At 69.3% G+C, this 19,854-nt stretch carries 24 protein-coding genes, 1 tRNA gene and 1 pseudogene; 10 read left to right on the top strand and 16 right to left on the bottom strand.

What is annotated here, in order from left to right; all coding sequences use genetic code 11:
• Positions 1–172: pseudogene (locus A5704_RS27495) on the top strand (alpha-ketoglutarate-dependent dioxygenase AlkB); the annotation flags it as partial.
• Here A5704_RS27495 and A5704_RS08005 read toward each other — a convergent pair.
• The 3 genes from A5704_RS08005 to A5704_RS07995 are packed head-to-tail and all read right to left on the bottom strand — an operon-like array spanning position 169 to position 2,484.
• Complete coding sequence (locus A5704_RS08005) at positions 169–822, bottom strand: DUF5642 family protein (protein WP_067758055.1); 654 nt, start codon at positions 820–822, stop codon at positions 169–171. The pseudogene A5704_RS27495 and the gene A5704_RS08005 sit on opposite strands and share 4 nt — an antisense overlap.
• A 28-nt stretch (positions 823–850) precedes the next feature.
• A complete protein-coding gene (locus A5704_RS08000) occupies positions 851–1,537 on the bottom strand; it encodes a DUF5642 family protein (protein WP_067758058.1) in 687 nt (228 codons plus the stop codon).
• Positions 1,534–2,484, bottom strand: a complete 951-nt coding sequence (locus A5704_RS07995) for a GNAT family N-acetyltransferase (protein ID WP_067758186.1) — start codon at positions 2,482–2,484, stop codon at positions 1,534–1,536. Before A5704_RS07995 ends, A5704_RS08000 begins: the two co-directional genes overlap by 4 nt.
• Positions 2,485–2,824: 340 nt before the next feature.
• Between A5704_RS07995 and A5704_RS07990 the strand changes: the two genes are divergently transcribed.
• The gene (locus A5704_RS07990; RefSeq protein ID WP_231968918.1) at positions 2,825–3,571 is read left to right on the top strand and encodes a WecB/TagA/CpsF family glycosyltransferase; all 747 of its coding nucleotides are present in this window, start codon (positions 2,825–2,827) and stop codon (positions 3,569–3,571) included.
• Here A5704_RS07990 and A5704_RS07985 read toward each other — a convergent pair.
• From A5704_RS07985 to A5704_RS07975, 3 genes are read right to left on the bottom strand one after another with little or no spacing between them, the layout of a single operon-like run.
• Positions 3,558–4,112, bottom strand: coding sequence for an HAD-IIIA family hydrolase (locus A5704_RS07985; protein ID WP_067758061.1), 555 nt, complete (start codon positions 4,110–4,112; stop codon positions 3,558–3,560). The genes A5704_RS07990 and A5704_RS07985 overlap by 14 nt on opposite strands.
• A 10-nt stretch (positions 4,113–4,122) precedes the next feature.
• A complete protein-coding gene (locus A5704_RS07980; protein WP_082950256.1) occupies positions 4,123–4,740 on the bottom strand; it encodes an SIS domain-containing protein in 618 nt (205 codons plus the stop codon).
• Positions 4,728–5,744 carry a GHMP kinase gene (locus A5704_RS07975; RefSeq protein ID WP_067758189.1) on the bottom strand — a complete coding sequence of 339 codons (1,017 nt, stop codon included), beginning with the start codon at positions 5,742–5,744 and terminating at the stop codon, positions 4,728–4,730. Before A5704_RS07975 ends, A5704_RS07980 begins: the two co-directional genes overlap by 13 nt.
• A gap of 196 nt (positions 5,745–5,940) precedes the next feature.
• Between A5704_RS07975 and A5704_RS07970 the strand changes: the two genes are divergently transcribed.
• Positions 5,941–6,684, top strand: a complete 744-nt coding sequence (locus A5704_RS07970; protein ID WP_067758067.1) for a class I SAM-dependent methyltransferase — start codon at positions 5,941–5,943, stop codon at positions 6,682–6,684.
• Here the strand turns inward: A5704_RS07970 and A5704_RS07965 are convergent.
• From A5704_RS07965 to A5704_RS29730, 3 genes are all read right to left on the bottom strand, one after another.
• A complete protein-coding gene (locus A5704_RS07965) occupies positions 6,681–6,932 on the bottom strand; it encodes a hypothetical protein (protein ID WP_067758071.1) in 252 nt (83 codons plus the stop codon). The genes A5704_RS07970 and A5704_RS07965 overlap by 4 nt on opposite strands.
• A gap of 85 nt (positions 6,933–7,017) precedes the next feature.
• On the bottom strand, positions 7,018–8,163 hold the full coding sequence (locus A5704_RS07960) for a M42 family metallopeptidase (protein ID WP_067758074.1): 1,146 nt from the start codon (positions 8,161–8,163) through the stop codon (positions 7,018–7,020).
• 66 nt (positions 8,164–8,229) lie between these two features.
• Positions 8,230–8,481 carry a hypothetical protein gene (locus A5704_RS29730; protein WP_067758079.1) on the bottom strand — a complete coding sequence of 84 codons (252 nt, stop codon included), beginning with the start codon at positions 8,479–8,481 and terminating at the stop codon, positions 8,230–8,232.
• 51 nt (positions 8,482–8,532) lie between these two features.
• Between A5704_RS29730 and A5704_RS07950 the strand changes: the two genes are divergently transcribed.
• The 3 genes from A5704_RS07950 (at position 8,533) to A5704_RS07940 (ending at position 11,073) form a co-directional block, all read left to right on the top strand.
• Positions 8,533–9,141, top strand: a complete 609-nt coding sequence (locus A5704_RS07950; protein WP_067758082.1) for a TetR/AcrR family transcriptional regulator — start codon at positions 8,533–8,535, stop codon at positions 9,139–9,141.
• A complete protein-coding gene (locus tag A5704_RS07945) occupies positions 9,138–9,962 on the top strand; it encodes a hypothetical protein (protein ID WP_067758085.1) in 825 nt (274 codons plus the stop codon). The genes A5704_RS07950 and A5704_RS07945 overlap by 4 nt, the downstream gene beginning before the upstream one ends.
• 319 nt (positions 9,963–10,281) lie before the next feature.
• Entirely contained in the window at positions 10,282–11,073 is a 792-nt protein-coding gene (locus A5704_RS07940; RefSeq protein ID WP_067758194.1) for an alpha/beta hydrolase, read from the top strand.
• Between the two features lie 65 nt (positions 11,074–11,138).
• Here A5704_RS07940 and A5704_RS07935 read toward each other — a convergent pair.
• From A5704_RS07935 to A5704_RS07915, 5 genes are all read right to left on the bottom strand, one after another.
• Positions 11,139–11,211 (bottom strand) — tRNA-Ala (locus A5704_RS07935).
• Positions 11,212–11,261: 50 nt separating this feature from the next.
• Entirely contained in the window at positions 11,262–12,281 is a 1,020-nt protein-coding gene (glpR, locus tag A5704_RS07930; protein WP_067758088.1) for a gephyrin-like molybdotransferase receptor GlpR, read from the bottom strand.
• Between the two features lie 192 nt (positions 12,282–12,473).
• Positions 12,474–13,127 (bottom strand): GNAT family N-acetyltransferase, encoded by a 654-nt coding sequence (locus A5704_RS07925; protein ID WP_197499159.1) that lies wholly within the window; start codon positions 13,125–13,127, stop codon positions 12,474–12,476.
• A gap of 21 nt (positions 13,128–13,148) precedes the next feature.
• On the bottom strand, positions 13,149–14,444 hold the full coding sequence (gene glp / locus A5704_RS07920) for a gephyrin-like molybdotransferase Glp (protein ID WP_067888347.1): 1,296 nt from the start codon (positions 14,442–14,444) through the stop codon (positions 13,149–13,151).
• 88 nt (positions 14,445–14,532) lie between these two features.
• Positions 14,533–15,444, bottom strand: coding sequence for a UTP--glucose-1-phosphate uridylyltransferase (locus tag A5704_RS07915; RefSeq protein WP_067758098.1), 912 nt, complete (start codon positions 15,442–15,444; stop codon positions 14,533–14,535).
• Between the two features lie 76 nt (positions 15,445–15,520).
• On the opposite strand from A5704_RS07915, the gene A5704_RS07910 reads away from it, so the two are divergent.
• The 4 genes from A5704_RS07910 to mscL all read left to right on the top strand — a co-directional run bounded on the left by A5704_RS07910 (position 15,521) and on the right by mscL (position 17,805).
• Entirely contained in the window at positions 15,521–16,120 is a 600-nt protein-coding gene (locus A5704_RS07910; RefSeq protein WP_067758101.1) for a 5-formyltetrahydrofolate cyclo-ligase, read from the top strand.
• A gap of 89 nt (positions 16,121–16,209) precedes the next feature.
• Positions 16,210–16,545, top strand: a complete 336-nt coding sequence (locus tag A5704_RS07905; RefSeq protein ID WP_067758104.1) for an FmdB family zinc ribbon protein — start codon at positions 16,210–16,212, stop codon at positions 16,543–16,545.
• 66 nt (positions 16,546–16,611) lie between these two features.
• Positions 16,612–17,277: an SAF domain-containing protein gene (locus tag A5704_RS07900; RefSeq protein WP_067888344.1), complete on the top strand. Its 666-nt coding sequence runs from the start codon at positions 16,612–16,614 to the stop codon at positions 17,275–17,277.
• A gap of 66 nt (positions 17,278–17,343) precedes the next feature.
• On the top strand, positions 17,344–17,805 hold the full coding sequence (gene mscL, locus A5704_RS07895; protein ID WP_067780546.1) for a large-conductance mechanosensitive channel protein MscL: 462 nt from the start codon (positions 17,344–17,346) through the stop codon (positions 17,803–17,805).
• Between the two features lie 8 nt (positions 17,806–17,813).
• On the opposite strand, the gene A5704_RS07890 is transcribed toward mscL, so the two are convergent.
• Positions 17,814–18,371: a molybdenum cofactor biosynthesis protein B gene (locus tag A5704_RS07890; protein ID WP_055402749.1), complete on the bottom strand. Its 558-nt coding sequence runs from the start codon at positions 18,369–18,371 to the stop codon at positions 17,814–17,816.
• Positions 18,371–19,837, bottom strand: coding sequence for a S1C family serine protease (locus tag A5704_RS07885; protein ID WP_067888341.1), 1,467 nt, complete (start codon positions 19,835–19,837; stop codon positions 18,371–18,373). The genes A5704_RS07890 and A5704_RS07885 overlap by 1 nt, the downstream gene beginning before the upstream one ends.
• Between the last annotated feature and the right edge of the window lie 17 nt (positions 19,838–19,854).

The following is a 19,854-nucleotide window of genomic DNA, read 5'->3' as shown; positions in this document are numbered from 1 at the left end:
GCGGCGCGCGCGTCCTGCCAAAGGCCCGTCGTTGCGGCTGCCGCAGGCGCATGGGGATCTGCTGGTGATGGGCGGATCCTGCCAACGCACCTGGGAGCACGCCGTGCCCAAGACGTCGGCGCCGGTGGGCCCCCGCATCAGCATTCAGTTCCGCCCGCGCGGCGTCCGCTAGCTGCGGACGGCCTTCACCGCGCTCACCAGCAGGTCGCGGGCGCGCTGCGTATCGACCGGCGCGACCGGCTGCCCGGGGATCACCAGCGGATTGGCCGTGACGATCACCTGGTAATCACCGAACTGGGCCGAATAGTCGTAGAGTTCGCCGGTGCGCGGCCCGCCGGCGACCAGCGCCTGCAGCACGCGGTGCACCCCCAGCGTGTGAGTCCCGTCGATCTGCGGGGCGTCGACCACCTCCACGCCGCCGCGGAGCTGCGGCCCGGAGAACGCGATTTTCGCGCAGTCCTTGCCGGGTTCGTTGAGAGGCAACGCTTTTGACGTTTCCACGGCGATGACCACGAACCGGTTGCCCTTGCCCTCGGCGGACACCGCGGCCATGTTGCCCTGCAGGTCCGGCGGCATTTCCGGCCCCGTCGCCGCCTTCGCGCAGGTGGCGGGATCGAACGTCAGCCCCTCCGGGAGCTTGCGTCCGGACAGCACCTTGGGATCGATCCCCCGCTCGCCGATATCGGTGACCTTGAAATCCGGCCCGAAGCTCGACTTCACGTCGGCGACCTTCTTGATGTCGGCTTTGGCCGAGGTCGCCTCCCCCGACGAGCAGCCTGCGAGCACACCCACCACCGCGACCGTGACCGCCACCTTGAACACCGTGGCTAATCTACCCAAGGCGGTTGCGTCAGCTGCGCAACGTGGACACCGTTTTGACGAGCAGATCGCCGGCGAATTGCGGTGGCAGCGCGGGCACCACCGAACCCGGATCGGTGGTCAGCGTGGTGAACGCGTAGAAGTTCCCCAGGTACGCGGTGAAGGTGTATGTGCGCGAATCTATCTCGGTGCCCGACTCGACCGACGACTTGACGTCGGTGACCATCCCGACGGTTTGGGCGCCCTCGATGTGCGGGGCGTCGATCAGGTGCACGGTCGCCGTCGTGCGCCCGGCGGTCATCGTCCACTGGCCACACGCGGCTACCACATCGTCGGGCAGATCCACCGGCCCCGGCAAAGCCACCACCACCGCGTCGACGATGCCGCCGCTACCCGACCCCGACACGCCCTGGGCCGTCTGGTCGCGCCCATTGCCGGGATCGGCGAGCTGACCGCATTGCGCCGGCTTGGCGCGGGTGTCCGACGCCTCCGGCCCGAGGCTCCAGATCACCCGGGGTGACGCCCCGCCGGGAATGCCCGTGGTCGCCTCGTAGCCGGGCGGGAGCTCGCGAACGACGCGTTTGATGTTGGCCGGGTTGACCGCCTTCGGCGCCGGCGTTTTCGTCGGCGCCGGCGAGGGAACGGGGGCGGGCGCGTGACCGCACGCGGCAACCACCAACGCGAGCGCGCAAACCGGGCCGATCCGGAACGGGCTCAGCCGACCACCTCGATCATCTGGCGGGCGACGTGCTCGATCTGGGCGGCCACGTCACGCCGGAACCCGTGGTCGCGCCGGTGCGGCACGTCGATGACGGTGGTGATGACGCCGATGTCCTCGCGCTGCCAGACCGCCCCGTAATGGTCCATGATGGTGCGCATCGGCAGGTTGTCGGAAAGCATTCGCGCGGAGAATCTTTCGACCCCGGCGACCCGAGCGGCGATCGACAGCGCATTGACCAGGAAGGTGCCGATCCCCCGGCCCTGATAGGCGTCGGCGACGGTGAAGGCGATCTCGGCGATGCTGCGGTCGGCCTCGTCACGCACGAAACGCGCGTCGGCCACCGGGTCGCCGCCGTCGATCACCACCCAGACGAAGTGGTCGACGTAGTCGACCTCCGACAGGTAATGCATCAGCGCCGGGGTGGGCAGGCGCGGCGTCATGAAACGCCGGTACAGCGTCTCGCTGGAGAATTGGATGTGCCCGTGCACGGTTCGCTCGCTGTCACCGGGCAGCACCGGTCGCAGCATCAGGTGCGTGCCGTCGCGGACCCGGATCGGGATCGGCGTGATGAACCCGGCGAGCCGCTGGCGCACCGTCCGCAGCAGCCGCTCCATCACCCCGGGGATGTGCACCATGCGCGCGAACGCGTCGTTGTCACCGATCCAACCCGTCAGCGGCCCGGCGGTGGTGACCGTCGCGGTCCGCGGGATGTGACGCAGCAGCGCGATCTCCCCGATCAGCATCCCCGGGAACGCATGCTCGACGATGACCACACCGTCGTCGCCGACGTGGGTGATCTCGACGATGCCGGACGAGATGAGCAGGAAGGAAACGGCCTGCTCGCCCTGCTTCATCAGCACTTGGCCGGACCCGGCGCGCAGCGGTTGCAGGGAGGCGGCCAACGGCGCGAGATCGGAGGTGGGACACCCCTCGAAGATGTCCATCGTCGCCAGCTCGTCCGCGCGCGCGCCGGTCAAGGCCACTGCGATAGCCCGCCGATCACACGGTCGTGGCGTGGGTCTGCGCCTCGCGGTGACCGCCGCTTTGCCATGACCTGCCCGCCTGCGTTGCCGTCGTCTACCCCGCCAGTCCCGAAACTCCCGACGCGGTCGGATGTTGCCCAGGTTATGGGCTCGGTTCCGGGCGCGGCAAGGACGCGCGGCCGATAGTTCGCGAGGGCGCGTCGGCCGGTCCGCCGGTGATGCCGCGGGGCATGATGATCGGGTGAGCGCAGGCCGCCGAAGTTCACCGAGGCTGACCGGCGCGGGACCGCGGAAAATCCAGGTGGGCGGTCTCTGGTTCGACGCCCTGACCCAGGAACAGGTCGTCGGGGCGGTGCGCGGCGCCTGGGCCGCCGGCCGCGGCGGATCGATCGTGCCGGTGAACATCGACGTCGCCCTGGCGGCCGCCCGCCGCACCGAACTCGCCGACCTGATCGCCCGCGCCACCCTCGTCGTCGCCGACGGCATGCCGCTGGTGTGGGCGGCGCGGGCCAAGGGCGACAGGCTGCCCGAGCGCGTCGCCGGCTCCTCGCTGATATTTCCGCTGAGCGCCGCGGCGGCCGCCGACGGCAAGTCGGTCTACCTCCTCGGCGGCGCCGAGGGCGTACCGGAGCGGGCGGCCGAGGCGCTCGTCGCGCACTCGGCCGGCCTGCGCATCGCGGGCACATGCTCGCCGCCCTTCGGCTTCGATCAGACGGAGGAGGGGGCGCGGCGCGCCGTGGCGGCCGTCGTGGCCGCCGCTCCCGACCTGGTCTTCGTCGGCCTGGGCTTTCCCAGGCAGGAACGGCTCATCGAATTGCTGCGCGCGGAGCTGCCCGGCGCCTGGTGTCTCGCCTGCGGTGGCGGCATCGCGATGACCGCCGGGATCGTCCGCCGGGCGTCCCCCGTGCTGCAACGGCTGGGCTTCGAGTGGGTGCACCGGCTGGCGCTCGAGCCGCGCCGGCTCGCCCGCCGGTACCTGCGGGACGATCTACCGTTTGCGCTGGCATTGGTGATTCGCTCTGCGGCGCAACGGTTTAGGCGGGACTAGATTCCTTCGCGCTCAAGATGATTCGCACGGCGGCGGCGAGGTCGTCGACCACGACGTCGGCGCCGTGAGCGTGTCCCCCGCCGGGGCGCAGCAGGACGGTCGCCGCGCCGGCCGCCCGGCCGGCCAGCACGTCGGTCTCGCTGTCGCCGATCATCACCGACTCGGCCAACGCGAATCCGTGCTCGCGCGCCGCGCGCAACAACATGCCCGCCCCGGGCTTGCGGCAGTCGCAGCTGGCCGCCGCGTGCGGGCAGTGGTACTCGGCGTCGAGGCGGGCGCCCTCGTCCGCCAGCAGGTGTTCCAGCCGGTCCTGGACGGCGGCGAAACGCGCGGCCTCCGCAGCCGGTTCGGACAGCCAGCGCTGATTCGTCACCAAGACGGTGCGCAGGCCCGCCGCGTTCAACGCGGCCACCGCGCGGGCGGCGCCGGGCAATAGCACCAGCTCTTCTGGCGACCTGACGTACTCGCCGTCGGCGGCCTTGACGTTGATCGTCCCGTCCCGGTCCAGGAAGACGGTACGGACGTTGCGCAGATCGGGCATCCGGTCGGTCTCAGGAGGGCCGGTCAAACAGCGCCGCTTCGACCATCTCGCAGATCGAGTGACCGAGGTGCAGGCATGCCTCCTGGACGCGGCCGGTGTTGTCGCTGGGCACCCGGATGCACAGCGCGGCGACGTCGGCCACCTTGCCGCCGCGCGCACCGGTGAGCGCGACGGTCGCCATCCCGGCGTCGGCGGCCGCCTCTAGCGCGCGAACGACGTTCGGTGAGTTGCCCGAGGTGGTGAGGCCGACCACCACGTCGCCCGCGCGGCCGGCGGCGAGCACCTGGCGGGCGAACACCTCGTCGTAGGAGTAGTCGTTGCCGATCGCTGTCATCGCCGCGGTGGCGTCCGGCAGGCTGATCGCCGCCAGACCGGGTCGGTCAAACGCGAAGCGGCCCATCAGTTCTGCGGCCAGATGCCCCGCGTCTTGCGCGGATCCGCCGTTGCCGAAAAAGATCACCTTCCCGCCGGAGCGAAGCGAGGAGATCATCAGCCGCGCGATCTCGACGGTCTGCGCGGCGATGGCGCCCGAGAGCATTTGCTGCTTGACGGCGATCGTGTCCGCCAACCGCGCCTGGACCAGCTCGACGCTCGGGGCGACGACATCCGAGCTGCTCATGCCTGCCATGTCGTGAGTCCTTTGCTCTCGAAGGCGAATTCGGTGATGGTCGCTCCGGCCGACTCGAGGGATTCGATGAGGCGGTGTTTCTTCGCGAAGTCGCAGAACAGCAGGATGTAACCGCCGCCGCCGGCCCCGGTGATCTTGCCGCCGAGTGCACCGTTGCGCAGGGCCAGGTCGTAGAGCTCGTCGATGCGTTCGTTGGTGATGTAGGGCGACATGCGCTTCTTCTGCGTCCACGCCTCGCCGAGCAACGCGCCGAAATCGTTCAGCTTGTTCGTCAGCAGGGCGGCCTTCATGGCGACCGCCAACTCCTTCTGCGCCCGCAGTCCCGCCAGGGTGTCGTCCGCGCCCGTGGTGGCGCGCCGCGTCTGGTCCTCGATCACCCGCGCGGAATCCCGCGTGATGCCCGTAAAGCACAGCAGCAGGCTGAGTTCCAGCTCGAACGCGGTCTCCTCGCGGATGCGCAGCGGGTTGACGATCACGCGGTCGGTGAACTCGATGAAGTTGAATCCCCCGAACGTCGCGGCGTACATGTCCTGCATGCCGCCCGTGATGCCCAGGTCCTCACGCTCGATGGCGCACGCCAGCTGCGCGGTCTCGTATTCGCCCATCGGGACGCGGTAGTGCTCGGCGAGCAGGCCGGTGAGGGCAACCATCATCGTCGACGACGAGCCCAGCCCCGAACCCGGCGGTGCGCTCGACCGCAGCACCAGGTCGTAGCCGTCCGTGCCGTCCTTGCCGAACCTGCGCACAGCGGCCTTGATCAGATCCAGGCTGCCGTCGTAGAGGATCTCGCTGTCGAGCGTCATCTCGTGGGTGGTCTTGAAGTCCACCGACTCGATCGTGACCCTGCGATCGGTCCGCGGGGAAAGCGAACCCTGCGCGTAGCGGTCGATGGTCGCCGACAGGACGCAGCCGCCCTCGGTGGTCGGGAACGGCGGTACGTCCGTGCCGCCCCCAGCGAACGAGATCCGCAGCGGCGCGCGGGCACGGATTCTTGGCCGGGGCAGGGGATTCACTGTCGACGTATATCCGCTCAGCCGGCCGACGCGCGTCCCGCGATAGTCGGCGAAATGTGCGCCACGTGCCAACCCCAATGCATCGATCTCTTCGGAAGAGCCCTAGCGTAGCAGCCGGATCGGCAGAAAAATCGGGATTCACCTGCGGATTGTGCCCACCCGTCCACGCCTTCACGAAAGCCATGAAATGAGCCAGGATGCAGTCGAATTGACCCGCGGCCTCCTCACCGAGACCGCCACGCTGCGGCACGGTTTCCTCGACGTACTGGGCGAGTCGACGACTTCGCCGGCCCCGACGTTCGCGCAGCGCGCCATGAACAGCCCTCTCGTCGCGACAATCTACGAGCGGCTGTGGCGGCCGGCCGCCTTCTACGTCGCCAGCGGCGTCACCACCGGCGCGGAGCAGCGGCGCGCGGCATCGGCGCTGAAGCTGTCCGGCGCAGACAGATTGCTCGATGTCGCCTGTGGCCCAGGCAATTTCACGGGTTCCCTGGCCGCACAACTATCGGACGGCGGGCTGGCCGTCGGCTTCGACATCTCCGAGCCGATGCTGACGCGCGCCGTCTTGGACAACAGCGCCCCGCGCACCTGTTATGTCCGCGGCGACGCTCGCGCGCTGCCGTTCGCCGACGAGACTTTCGACGCGGTCTGCTGCTTCGGCGCGCTGTATCTGATGCCCGAGCCGTTCGGTGTGGCACGCGAAATGGTGCGGGTGCTGCGGCCCGGGGGGCGGATCGCGATCCTGACCAGCTACACGCCCGACCTGCCCGCGATCCGGTACGCGATGACCAGCGGCGCGCGCGTCATCGGGCTGACCATGTTCGACCGGCACGCCTTCGTCGAGCTGTTCGCCTCGGCCGGCCTGGTCGACGTCGAGCAGCAGACCCAGCGCGCGTTGCAGTTCGTCGTCGCCGCTAAGCCCGAGAGCTAGGACGCCACCTTGCCCACGCCGAGCACCCGGACGACCGGCGTTCCCGCCTCGCACTCCAATACCCAGGGTTCGCCGCCGTCGACGGGCTCCGAGGTGAGCGTGAACATCACCGGCCGGCCGCTGCGCTGCGTCATCTGCGTGCATTCCACCCGGAACAGGCGATAGTCGCCGCCCCGATCGATCGCGAGCGAGAACCCGGGCCGCACCGACTCAACCGGCACCTTCTGCAGGTAGTAGTCAACGTTCATCCGTCGACCGTAGGGCCGTCAGAACGGCGCGCCGGGTGCCGCCACGCGGCTCTTAGGCAATGTTCAGGCAAATTTTGGGACGGCATTAGGGTTCGCCGCGCGCGTGCGCTCCCGGCTGCATGACGAACTCCACGACGATCGCCGCCATGTCGTCGATCGCACTGCGGAGCATGACTTCGTAACCGTGGGTGCTCAGCGTGGGCAGACATAGCAGGCCCGCGCGCGGCGTCAGACCGTTGGCCTTGGAGTGCGACGCGTCCGACTCAAAGGCGCCCAGCACCGCCCCCTGCGGCGACAGGCCCAAGTCGTTGGCGATGCCCGTCAGCCGGTCGGCGACGTCCTTGTCGTAGACGCACAGCGCGTCGCTATAGCCGATGATCGGGCCGCCGCTGACTTTGGTGCCGTACTCGCGCTCGGTCGGGCCGACCTCGAGCGCGAGGGTCAGGGTGCCGGGCAGCGATCCGCTGGCGTAGGTGCCCCCCACCCCGCCGATCTCTTCGTTGGTGGTGAACGCGAGATAGACGTCGTCGACGGGTCGTTGGCCGCGCTCGCGCAGCACGCGAGCGGCGCGCAGCAGGGCGGTCACCGCGGCGCGATCGTCGAGGAAGTAGCAGCCCAGATAGTCGCCGATTTCGACCAGGGTCCGCTTGCTGCGGTCGACGCACACCCGCGTGCCCGGGCGCACCCCCGCGGCTTCCAACTCGTCGGGGCTGCGGCCGGTGAAGACGTAGACGTGGTCCCAGTCCAGCGCCTTGTCGCCCTGGTCGGGCTTGGTCTGCCAGATCCGCTGGCTCTCCTGGGTGGTGTGTTCGGAGCCCAGTGTGAGGACCGCGGTCAGCGTGGCGTTCTCGCCGAGCACGGCGACCGGACCGAGGCCGAAGTTGCCCGGGTACATCGTCCCGAGCTGCGTCAGGTGCAGCGTCCCGTCCGCTTCCACCCGCTTGACGAGCATGGACAGTTCGTCCATGTGCGCCATGACCCGCGTCGCGACGCCGGGCTCGGCCGCCGAGGACACCCGGTGCCGGTGCCCGTGCCCGGCGCCCTCGGCGGGGGGCTCGGCACCGATGTAGCCGATCAGGTTGCCGGCGTCGTCGGTCCACATGTCGTCAACGACGGGACGGAGTTCTCGGGCACACACGGCGCGGACGTCGGCTTCCTGGCCGCACGGCCCGTAGGCCCACAGCAGTTCCTGCAACAGCTCGTCGATGGAATCGTCCTCGCGCGGCGCCATTCGGTCCTTTCGGTTGATGGCTTGTCGCAAGGATCAGTACCCGCGCCGCGTCATGGGCAATCGCGCTCACTCGCAGGCGAGTTCCGGTCGTTCGGGGCGGTGCGGCAGCAGGCTGGGCAGCCACTTCCCCACGTCCGCGGCCGTGAGGTTCGAGGCCCGCTCGAGGTGTTGGCCCACAACGATGTTCGCCTCCAACCGGGCGCGCGCCGCCACGTCGTCCGGGTTGCCGGAGGCGCACGCGGCGGGGAGATCACCCGACCGGTTGCCCTGGGGGGTCGCTCGCCGCGCGCTGGAACGGTGAACGACGCCGCGTACCATTCGTTGACGGTCGTCATTGACGGTCGTCAGCCAAAGACGTAGGGTGCGTCGATGGGGTCATCGCCCGCCTCCTCCGTGACCGAAACTCCACCCGGTGGCGTCCGGGAGGCCCGGCGACTCGAAACGCGGGCGCGCCTGTTCGACGCCGCGCTGGGCGAGATCGGGCAGCGCGGCTTGGCCGCGGCCGATGTCAGCGCCATCGCCGCCGCGGCGGGCGTGGTGCGGGGAACGTTCTATTTCCATTTCCCGACGAAGGAGCACGTGCTCGCCGAGCTGGAGCGCGCCGAGGAGAGGCGGATAATTGGCGAGCTCGGCGACGCCAAGGGCGATTTGGCCACTGTCCTGTCGGACGTCGTATCGCGGATACTCGACGCCGAAAATCGTTTGGGTGCAGGCGTTTTCCGGGACATGCTCGGTCTGCATTTCTCGCCATCGCGTCCCGTTGAAGAGGAGCTGGCGCAGCACCCGATCGCACAGTTCCTGGCGGGCGTGATCGGCCGTGCGCAAGACGCGGGACAAGTCTCGTCCGACGCGGACGCAACGGAACTGGCGATGTTCTTTCTCACCGGGCTCTTTGCGCTGCTCGCCGTTGGATCACACGACCCTGCGCTGTTAAGTCGTTACGTATCAACGAGTGTCAACGGAATGGAGAAACGATGAACAGCACGAGCATCGAGGGGTATCGCGATTTCCTCGCTAGGCGCGACGGCGAGGCCGACCTACTCAACCGACGATTGGCGAAGCGCGAGCAGTTCTTCGGTCAACTCGAAGCGAACCCCGTCCGGTCGGCCCACCCGATCGATCAACAGACGTTCCTGCGCAACCTGCGCCGCCGGCGGCCCGAGGCAGGCCTGGATCGCAAGATGCTGTTCCTGCTGGCGACGGCCAAGCTGAATCAGGCCGAGCGGTTCGGCGTGGGGCTCGGCGAAACCTACGGGCGCAACAGCGGTCACGATGCGCCGCCCGAAAGCGTCTACCTCGAACTGGAAGAGCACTACCACACCCGGCTGCTCGCATACGCGCTCGACGTCTTCGACCTGACGTTCCAAGTCGCCCCTCCCCCGTTCGTCATGCGCCAGTTCGTCAAAACCGGCGTGTTCATGCCGCAAAGGCTGGGCTTTGCGTTCGTCGGCGCCGGCGAGATGGCGGGCTGCATCATGTTCGACGAGTTACGCCGCGCCGGCACAGAACTGTTCGCCGACGAACCGGAAGTCTGCGCGCGAATCGAACTGCTCTACCGCGAAATCCTCACCGACGAGATCGGCCACGTCGGCTACTGCGCCTCGCGCTGCACCGCCGGCGAGCGGGTGATCATGCGCCGCATCTACCCGTTCGTGGGGCGGATGTTCGCCCGGCAAACCGCCGAGATCGGCATGCTGGTCGACCCGAAGGCGTTGCACGCCCGACTCGACCGGCCCTTCGACGTCGACGAGCTCACCGCCGGCCTGGGCAACGAAACCTATCTCGTCGCCCGTCCGTGAGGGGCGGCTCGCGCACCGCGTCGCGTGGCAGGTGGTTGGCGGGAGGGACTGAGGTGTGGGAAACCTCGAGCCACGGCCCGTTGCTTGAGCCGTAACAGTCTGGCCTCAGCTTGTTCCATTGGGACTCTGTTCAGTCCCTTCCTGAGTTGAGCCTGCCACCCGGTGGCCACCTACCGGTAGTGCTGATCGCCTTTCGGGGGCATTGTTCGCTCAATGGACTGCGGGGTGCTCGGCGAACCAAGGCCCGCGGACGCTGGAATTTGCCGACGGCCAGGCCAAATCGCCACGACGGATGGTCGCCGGTGCCATCCTTTTGGGTATGTCCGAGACGCGGCACGTTGTCCTGATTCACGGCAACTGGTCACGCGGAGAACAGCTGGCCGCCGCCCGCGCCGCGTTCCAGGATCGCGGTTACACCGCGCATACGCCGACGCTGCGGCATCACGAATTGCCGATCCACGAGGGGGCCGCCAAGGTGGCCTCCCTAAGCCTGCGGGATTACGTCGACGACCTGGTGGCCTTCGTCGGTTCGCTCGAAACGCCACCGTTGTTGGTCGGCCACTCGATGGGCGGCCTGCTCGCCCAACTGGTCGCCGCACGCACCCCCCACACCGGGCTGGTCGCGGCATGTCCCGCCCCCGCTGCCGGCATCGGCGGTTCGACTCCCGCCAACAGGCGGATGTCGGCGCCGTGGTTCCTGCGCTCGCGCGCCTGGGCCAAACCGGTGCCTCCTCCCCCGTTCGAGCGATTCCGGCAATGGGTGGCCAACACCCAATCTGAGGACACCGCCCGCGAGATATATGACGGCCTGGTTTGCGATTCCGGTCGAGCACAGTGCGAGATGCTCCTTGCGATACTCAGGCTCTCCCGGGCAACCCGCGTCGATGCCGCCGCGGTGAGCGCGCCGGTGTTGGTGATTGGGGGCGAATGCGACCTGATCGTGCCCGCAGGGGTGTTGCGCAAGACCGCGGCGCAATACCGGCACGCGGACGTCGTCGTGATACCCGACTCCGACCACATGGTCTTCTCGGGGGCTTCCCTACCGCTAACCATGAGCCACATTGACGCGTGGCTGACGAAGAATGAGCTCTTCGCCGCCACGCCGAACTAGGTGCCGTGACGCGCGCTTGCTGATCGACCGCCTTGGCGAAGCGCCCTTTACCTGGTCAATCTCTGTGGAGCTAAGGGGATTCGAACCCCTGACCTACTCGATGCGAACGAGTCGCGCTACCAACTGCGCCATAGCCCCTGATCGCTAGCAGGCTACCAGCCGCGGGCCGAACCGCCGAAATGCGATCGCTACTCGCCGACGGCTCGCGGCAAGTCCCTGGGCCAGCCGTAGTTGCGCATCGGCATCGCGTAGTCCAGGTGCTCGAAGATCGGGTCCTCGTCGTCGATCTCGAGAACCACCGCCCCCGGCCGCCGCAGGCGCGACGGGACCACGTCGTAGTCGCGGTCGTAGGCGTTCTCGACGCCCATACGCGCCCGCGACATCCGCTGCATCCGGCGGCGACGGACCTTCTCCTCGATGCGGGTCTGGCGCCGCAGGTACGCCAGGTAGAGCAGCGTCACGACGGTGGCGCTGCCGCACGCCCACCAGGCGGTCGGCGAAATCTTGAACGCGGCCGTGGCCGTGCCGACCAGCACGACGGCCATCACCATCAACACGCGCTTGCGGAAGGCGTACTTGCGGGCGCTGACCGCGGCGGCGGTCTTGGTGTCGAAGCGGCGGCGCCGAGAGGCGTTCCGCGGGACGGGCGGCGGCATCTCCTCGTCGTCGGCCTCGGCCTCGGGCTCCAGACCCGAAGAGTCGTCGACGTATTCGAAGCCCTCGTCGGCTTCGTCGCCGGCGTGGGCGACCACGTCGGTGTCGGAGTCCTCGTCGTCCTCGTCGGCCTCGGCTTCTTCCTCGACGACGGCATCGACGGCCGCCGGCAGGGCCTGAGAATCCTCGACGACATCGACGTCGAGGTAGTCGGGCTCGGTGAGCTCGGGTGTCGCGATCTTCATGACGACGGGGCGCGCGGCCCGCAGCTCCTCGGTGTCGTGCTCTTCGTCTTCGTCACCCTCGGCGAGGTCGAGCTCGTTGTCGGCCGACTCTTCCGGCGGTTTCCAGTCGGGGTCGCTGCGATGACCCGCGGCCGGGCCGCTGCGCTTGATCAGGCGGGAGTTCGCGCCGCCGTTGAGGACCCGGGTCGCCAGGGCGACGTCGCTGGTGCGGCGCACGGCGTCGCGTTTGCTGACGAGCATGGGCACCAAGACGAACAGCCAGAGCACTACGAGCGAGATCCACAACAGTGACTGCGGAATGCTTGGCATGACGACCTGCTCTCTTCGGTTCCGATTCCGCGAAGCCCCTCGGAGGCCAGCGCGGCCGGGTCTTGGTGACCAGGACAATTACACACCTGTAATTTGCCTCTCACAAGCACCACGAGTCACTCGTGTCGCGGTAGCCACACGGAGGCCAAATGCGCTAGTCGCGGCGCGGCCGCCCAGCGCGGGGCTGCGCCGTCACGCCCAGCTGGCGTGCCCGCCCCGGACCAGGGTCGATGCCACCGACCCGGACACCTCTTCGGCCGTAATGGCCATCAACAGGTGGTCCCGCCACGCCTTGTCGACCTCGAGGTAGCGCTGCAACAAACCCTCTTGCCGGAAGCCGACTTTTGCCAACACGGCCCGGCTGGCCGCGTTCTCGGGGCGCACGGTGGCCTCGACGCGGTGCAGCATCACCGGACCGAAGCAGTGATCCAGGCCCAGCGCCAGGGCTGCCGTGGCCACCCCGCCGCCGGTCGCCGACCGCGGCACCCAATAGCCGATCCACGCCGATCGCAACGCCCCATGGGTGACGTTGCCGATGGTCAGCTGGCCACAGAAGCGTCCGTCGAGCTCGATGACGTAGGGCAGCATGCGGCCCGCACGGGCCTCCGCGCGCAGGCCGGAGCACAGCGCCGGCCACGCGGCGACGGTGTGCCGGGTCGTCCAATCGCTCTCCGCGCTGGGCTCCCACGGCTCGAGGTGGGCGCGGTCGGCCAACCGGATGCGGCTCCATTGGGCGCCGTCGCGCATCCGCACCGCCCGCAGTCGGACGACTCCCGCCGGCACCCGCAAGGGCCCGACATCCAGCGGCCAGCCCGGGTGGCGGGCGTTGGTGCGCAACAGGTTCACGAGCCGGCGGAGTCGTTGCACTTAACCGCGCTGAGCCAGGAAGGCGACATCGACGATTTCGCCGGTGCGGATCTGTTCGGCGCCGCTGGGCACCACCACGAGGCAGTTGGCTTCGGCGAGGGTGGCCAGCAGGTGCGAGGACGCCCCGGGCGGCCCGCCGAGTGCCTGCACCAGATATTCACCGGTCTCCTGGTCGCGCATCAACTGGCCGCGCAGGTAGCCCTTGCGCCCGGCGACCGACGTGATCGGCGACAGGGTGCGGGCCTGCACGATCCGGCGCATCGGCTGACGCTTGCCCAGCGAGAGCCGGATCAGCGGCCGGACCATCACCTCGAAGACCACCAGCGCGCTGACCGGGTTGGCGGGCAGCAGAAACGTCGGGACGCCGTCGCGGCCGAGCTGCCCGAAGCCCTGGACCGACCCGGGGTGCATCGCGACGCGGACGACTTCCATCTCCCCCAGCTCGGAAAGGACCGAGCGCACCGACTCGGCCGCGGCACCGCCCACCCCGCCGGCGATCACCATCACCTCGGCGCGGTTGATGTGGCCCTCGACGGTGTCGCGGAATTCCTTGGGGTCGTTGCTGACGATGCCGATGCGGTTGACCTCGGCACCGGCATCGCGGGCCGCCGCCGCCAGCGCGTAGGAGTTGACGTCGTAGACCTGGCCGTTGCCGGGGGTGCGCGAAATGTCGACCAGTTCACCACCGACGGCCAACACCGTCACCCGGGGCCGCGGATGCACCAGCACCCGCTCGCGGCCGACCGCCGCGAGCAGCCCGACCTGGGCCGCGCCGATCACCGTGCCGGCGCGCACCGCGACGTCGCCGGGCTGCACGTCGTCGCCGGTGCGGCGCACGTACGCACCCGACGGCGCGCCGCGCAGGATCCGCACTCGCTTGCTCCCGCCGTCGGTCCAGCGCAACGGGATCACCGCGTCGGCGAGCGTGGGTAGCGGGGCTCCCGTGTGCACTCGGGCGGCCTGGCGCGGTTGCAGGCGGCTGGGGGTGCGCGCGCCGGCCTCGACGGTTCCCATCACCGGCAGGACCAGGCCCTCGCGCCGGTCTTCGTCCATCTCGGCGTCGCCGGGCGGCGGCTCAGGCAGGCTGTCGGCTCCCACTTCGCCGATGCCCAGCACGTCGACGCTGCGCACCGCGTAGCCGTCGATTGCGGCCTGGTCGAAGCCGGGCATGGGCCGCTCGGTGACAACTTCCTCGGCACACATCAATCCCTGCGCCTCGGCGATGGCCACCCGGATGGGCCGCGGCGCCACCGCGGCAGCGGTTATCCGGGCCTGCTGCTCCTCAACAGAACGCACAGCGCGCCTCTCTGCCCTCTGATGCCCCTGGCGGGCACCGCCCTCATCAGCCCTACGGGCGCCGTCGTGGGCCGGGCGTATCGGCCGGCTACTTCTCGGCCAGGCCTAACCGCGCCACCAACCATCGCCGCAAATCCGGGCCGTAGTCGTCACGATCCAATGCAAAGTCAACCGCAGCCTTGAGGTAGCCGCCGGGATTTCCCAAGTCGTGTCGAGATCCGCGATGCACGACGACATGCACGGGGTGACCCTCCGCGATGAGCAACGCGATCGCATCCGTGAGCTGCACCTCGCCGCCCACCCCGCGGTGGACGCGGCGCAACGCATCGAAGATGGCCCGGTCGAGCACGTAGCGGCCCGCGGCGGCGAAAAGCGATGGGGCGTCCTCTTGCTTGGGCTTCTCCACCATGCCGTTGACCTTCAGCACGTCCGGGTTGTCGTCACCGGGCACCGGCTCGACGTCGAAGACCCCGTACGCGCTGACCTCGTCGGGCGCCACCTCGATCGCGCACAACACGGTGCCGCCGTATTGCGCCCGCACCTTCGACATTGTTTCGAGGACGCCGGTCGGCAGCACCAGGTCGTCGGGCAGCAGCACCATCACGGCGTCGTCGTCCGACGTCAGGGTGGGCTCCACGCAGCCGATGGCGTGGCCCAGGCCGAGCGGCTCGGCCTGCACGACGGACTCGACCTTGATCAGCTGCGGCGCGCGCCGCACCTTGTCGAGCATCGCCTTCTTGCCGCGCGCCTCCAGCGTTCCCTCGAGGACAAGGTCCTCGACGAAGTGGGCGACGACGCCGTCCTTACCCTCGGAGGTGATGATCACCAGGCGGTCGGCGCCCGCCTCGGCCGCCTCGGCGGCCACCAGCTCGATGCCAGGGGTGTCGACGACCGGCAGCAGCTCCTTGGGCACCGTTTTCGTCGCGGGCAGGAAGCGGGTACCCAGACCGGCGGCGGGCACGATCGCCGTGTGTGGGACCACCACTTTTGGGCTTGACATTGTTCACACGATAACCCGACAGCGGTTTGCCGAGTCGATGTGGCGCGGCCAAAGATCCGGCTGCAATGGTTGAGGCATGGCGACCACCGGTAAGGCCGCGTTGCGGGCCCAGTTGCAGGCGGCCCGCCGCCGCGTTGCCGACGAGGTGCGGGCCGAGGAGGCCCGGATGCTGAGCGGGCGGATCGAGGCCCTGAAAAGCATCATGAGCAGCGGTGACACCGTGTGCGCGTACGTGCCGGTGGGCGCCGAGCCCGGGTCGATAGACATGCTCGACGTGTTGCTGCGGCGGCCCGGACGCGTGTTACTGCCGGTTGCGCGCACGGCCGCCGACGGCGCGGCGCTGCCATTGCGCTGGGGCGAATATCGGCCCGGCACCCTGACGTCCGCGCGGTGGGGGTTGCTGGAGCCGCCGGAACCCTGGTTTCCGGCCTCGGCCATCGCCGAGGCGAGCCTGATCCTGGTGCCGGCGTTGGCCGTCGACCGCTTTGGGGCCCGGTTGGGCCGCGGTCGTGGCTTCTACGATCGCTCCCTGGGCGGCCGGGGTCCCCACGCGCGGCTGATCGCGGTGGTGCGCGACGCGGAGTTGGTGGACCGGTTGCCCGCCGAGCCGCACGACATCCCGATGACGGACGCCCTCACGCCCAGGCGGGGACTAGTCGCGCTCGGTCGCGGGTAACAGATCGGGAATGAGTGACGTCACGTGGCGGTTCTAGCACTTGAGACGCTAGAGTGCTAACAGGCTTTTGCAACCATCCGGAGGTTTTCGTGCCGACTTACAGCTATCAGTGCACCGAGTGCGACGATCGCTTCGACATCGTGCAGGCCTTCACCGACGACGCGCTGACCACCTGCAAGCGCTGCTCCGGGCGGCTGCGCAAGCTCTTCAACTCCGTAGGAGTGGTGTTCAAGGGCAGCGGCTTCTACCGCACCGACAGCCGCGAGTCCGGCAAGAAGTCCGCGAGCTCGACCAACGGATCCTCGTCGAGCGACTCCGGCTCGAACGGCGCATCAAGCGAAAAGTCCGGATCGACCGAGAAGTCCGGTCCGAGCGAGAAGGCGACCAGCAGCTCCGCGGCGTCCACCGCGTCCGCCTCGAGCTGACGGGTTATCCACAACCGTTGCGCCGACGACGTTCGGCGCTGACCCCCATGCGCCTACCGTTGCGGCGTGGGCGAGTCGTCACTGAACCCAAGCCCGTTCAACCGCCTTTTGCTGCTGCGTCCCGATTGGACACGTACGGTGCTGGCGCGGCGGATCGCGGCGGGCGGGCTTGTCGTGTTGGCCGGCGTGGCGGCGCTGCGCTCCAACCCGGCGGGTGACTACGCCGAGGTGGTGGTCGCCGACCACGACCTGCGGCCCGGCGCCGCGTTGACGCCCGCGGATGTCCACCTCGAAAAGCGTTTGGCCGCAACCGTTCCCGATGGCTCACTGGCCGACGTGAGCGCGGTGGCCGGGTCGACGCTGGCCGGTCCGACGCGGCGCGGCGAGGTGCTCACCGATGTCCGGTTGCTCGGCAGCCGGCTCGCCGAGTCGACCGCGGGACCCGGTGCCCGCATCGTGCCGCTGCGCCTGGCCGACAGCGCCCTGATCGACCTTGTCCGCGTCGGCGACGTCGTCGACGTGCTGGCCGCACCGGCGACCGCGGGGCCGGAGCCGGCCCAGGCCACCCCCAAGGTGGTGGCCACCGACGCCGTCGTGGTGCTCGTGTCGGCCAAGCCGAAGGTCCAGGCCGCGGACGGTGACCGCGTAGTGTTGGTTGCGCTGCCGGCTCGCGTGGCGAACACGGTGGCGGGCTCGGCGCTGGGTCAGGCGGTGACCCTCACCCTGCACTGAGTGCCTCGCCGTCGTTGGCCCCGCAGCTGACAGCAAACTCTGTCCAATCCCAGGAAGGACATCTGAATGTTCAAAGGGTTCAAGGAGTTTCTCTCGCGGGGCAACATCATCGACCTGGCCACCGCGGTGGTCATCGGTACCGCCTTCACCGCGCTGGTCACCCAATTCACCGACAGCATCATCAAGCCGCTGATCAACCGCGTCGGTGTCAACGAGAAGTCGAATCTCGGCATCCTGCGGATCGGCATCGGCGGCGGCCAGACCATCGACCTCAACAACGTGCTGTCGGCCGCCATCAACTTCGTCATCATCGCGGCCGTCGTCTATTTCCTGGTCGTGTTGCCGTACACGACCCTGCGCAGGCGCGGGGAGGTCGAGCAGGCCGACGACGCCCAGATCGTTCTGCTGACGGAGATCCGCGACCTCCTGGCGCAGACCAACGGCGACTCGTCCGGTCGGCACGGCGGCGCTGCCACCACCACGACGCCCCCGCCGGAGCACGGACCGCGCGCCGACGCCGAGGCGTAGGGCCCCGGCTAGATCTCCAGGCTCGACAGCTGCCCGATGATCTGTGCGGCGAGGGGATTCAGCGTCGCCATCCCGTCGCGCACCGCATAGCGGGAACCGGCGAGGTTCACCACCAACGTGCTCCCGGACACGCCGGCCAGGCCGCGTGACAATCCGGCGTCGGTGATCCCCGCGGAGAGCCCCGAGGCGCGAATGGCTTCGGCGATGCCGAGGATCTCGCGGTCCAGGATCTCGCGGGTGGCTTCGGGGGTGACGTCGCGTGGGGTGACGCCCGTCCCGCCGACCGAGACCACCAGGTCCACCCCGCCGATCACCGCGGTGTTGAGCGCGTTGCGGATCTCGACCTCGTCGGCCGCGACCGCGACCACACCGTCGACGACGAACCCCGCCTCGGTGAGCAGCTCGGTGACCAGCGGCCCGCTGTGGTCCTCATCCCCGTGGGCGGTGCGATCGTCGACCACCACGACCAGGGCCCGGCCAACCACCAACTCCGCACCCGTTTCCATGGGTGCCACCGTATAACCGAGCTCGGACAATCCGGCCGCCGAGGGTTCTTCGACTCGCATTACTGATCCGCCTTCCCCAGAGTCACCGGCACGGTACGGCTGCCACCACCAGCGGGATCCTGGAAGGTCAGCGAAATCTTGTCACCGGGCGCCTTCGACCGCACGGCGGCGACCAAGGCGTCGGCGCTGTTGATCGGGCGGTCGTCGACCTTGGTGACGATCACGTTCTTGGGCACTCCGGCGGTCGAGGCCGCCCCGCCCGGCACCACGTCGACGACCTTGGCGCCCGGGGAACCCTTGTCGTTGGTCACCTGCACGCCGAGCGACGCGTGGGACGCCTTGCCGCTGCTGATCAGCTCGTCGGCGATGCGCTTGGCCTGATCGACCGGAATGGCGAAGCCGAGGCCGATCGAGCCGCTCTGGGCGTCCGGCGAGTCCGCACCCAGGGTGGCGATCGCCGAGTTCACGCCGACCAGCTGGCCATTCATGTTGACCAGCGCGCCGCCGGAGTTACCCGGGTTGATGGCGGCGTCGGTCTGGATGGCGTCCAGCACGGTGTTCTGGTTGCCCGACTCACCGGTGGTGGACACCGGCCGGTTCAGCGCGCTGACGATGCCGGTGGTGACCGTGCCCGACAGACCCAGCGGCGACCCGATGGCCACCACCGGTTGGCCGACGCGCAGGTCCGACGAGGAGCCCAGGGAGATCGGGGTCAGGCCGGACATGCCCTGCACCCGGATCACCGCGATGTCGCTGGTGGGGTCGGCACCGACGACCGTGAACGGCGCGGTGCGGCCGTCGGCGAAGGTCACCGTCGTCTTCGGAGCCGGCCCGGCGGGACCGCCGGGCGGACCACCGGGGGGCGCACCGGGAACCACGGGCGCTTTCGGCGGCCCCGCGGCCGCCGCGACCACGTGATTGTTGGTCAGGATGAGCCCGTCGGCGGAAAGGATGATGCCGGAGCCCTCCTCGGACTGGCGGCCCAGGTCGGTCTCCAGCATGACGACACTGGGCACCACCTTGGAGGCGACCTGTTCGACGCTGCCCGGCGGCATGTTGGCCGCCGGGACGCTGGGTGCGCCGATGACGGTGTGCCCATTGCTGGTGGTCGAATGCGTCCCCAGCTCGACGGCCGTCGCCGCGGCCCCGCCGATGCCGGCCGAAACCACCGCGATGGTCAGCGCACCGACAGTCAAAAGCCCTGCGCGGGAACGTTTTTGGTGACCCGGCGGCATCGGCGGCAGCATGCCGGGAATCGGGCCCGTGCCGGCGGCGCCGGGGACCGGGCCTACCCCGGTCCCGCCGGGGATCCGCCCGGGACCGGTGCCGCTGAACGGGTCATACGGCTGCCGGAACTGGTTCGTCTGGGATTGATGCCGCCAGTCGAACGGCTGGCCGTACGGTTGGGCGTGCCCCTGGCCGTAAGCAGAGGTCCCCGGGTGGCTCGGGGTGGGCGCAGGCTGATTCGGCGCAGGGTGGTACCCCGGCTGCTGCGGCGGTGGCGAATACCTCGGGTCATTCGTCATAGCGCTAGGTCGCTCTT

It is taken from the genome of Mycobacterium sp. E735, assembly GCF_001666955.1.
Taxonomy (GTDB): domain Bacteria; phylum Actinomycetota; class Actinomycetes; order Mycobacteriales; family Mycobacteriaceae; genus Mycobacterium.
Note: the sequence above shows the minus strand (reverse complement) of the source record. Positions and strands in the feature narration are given on the sequence as shown.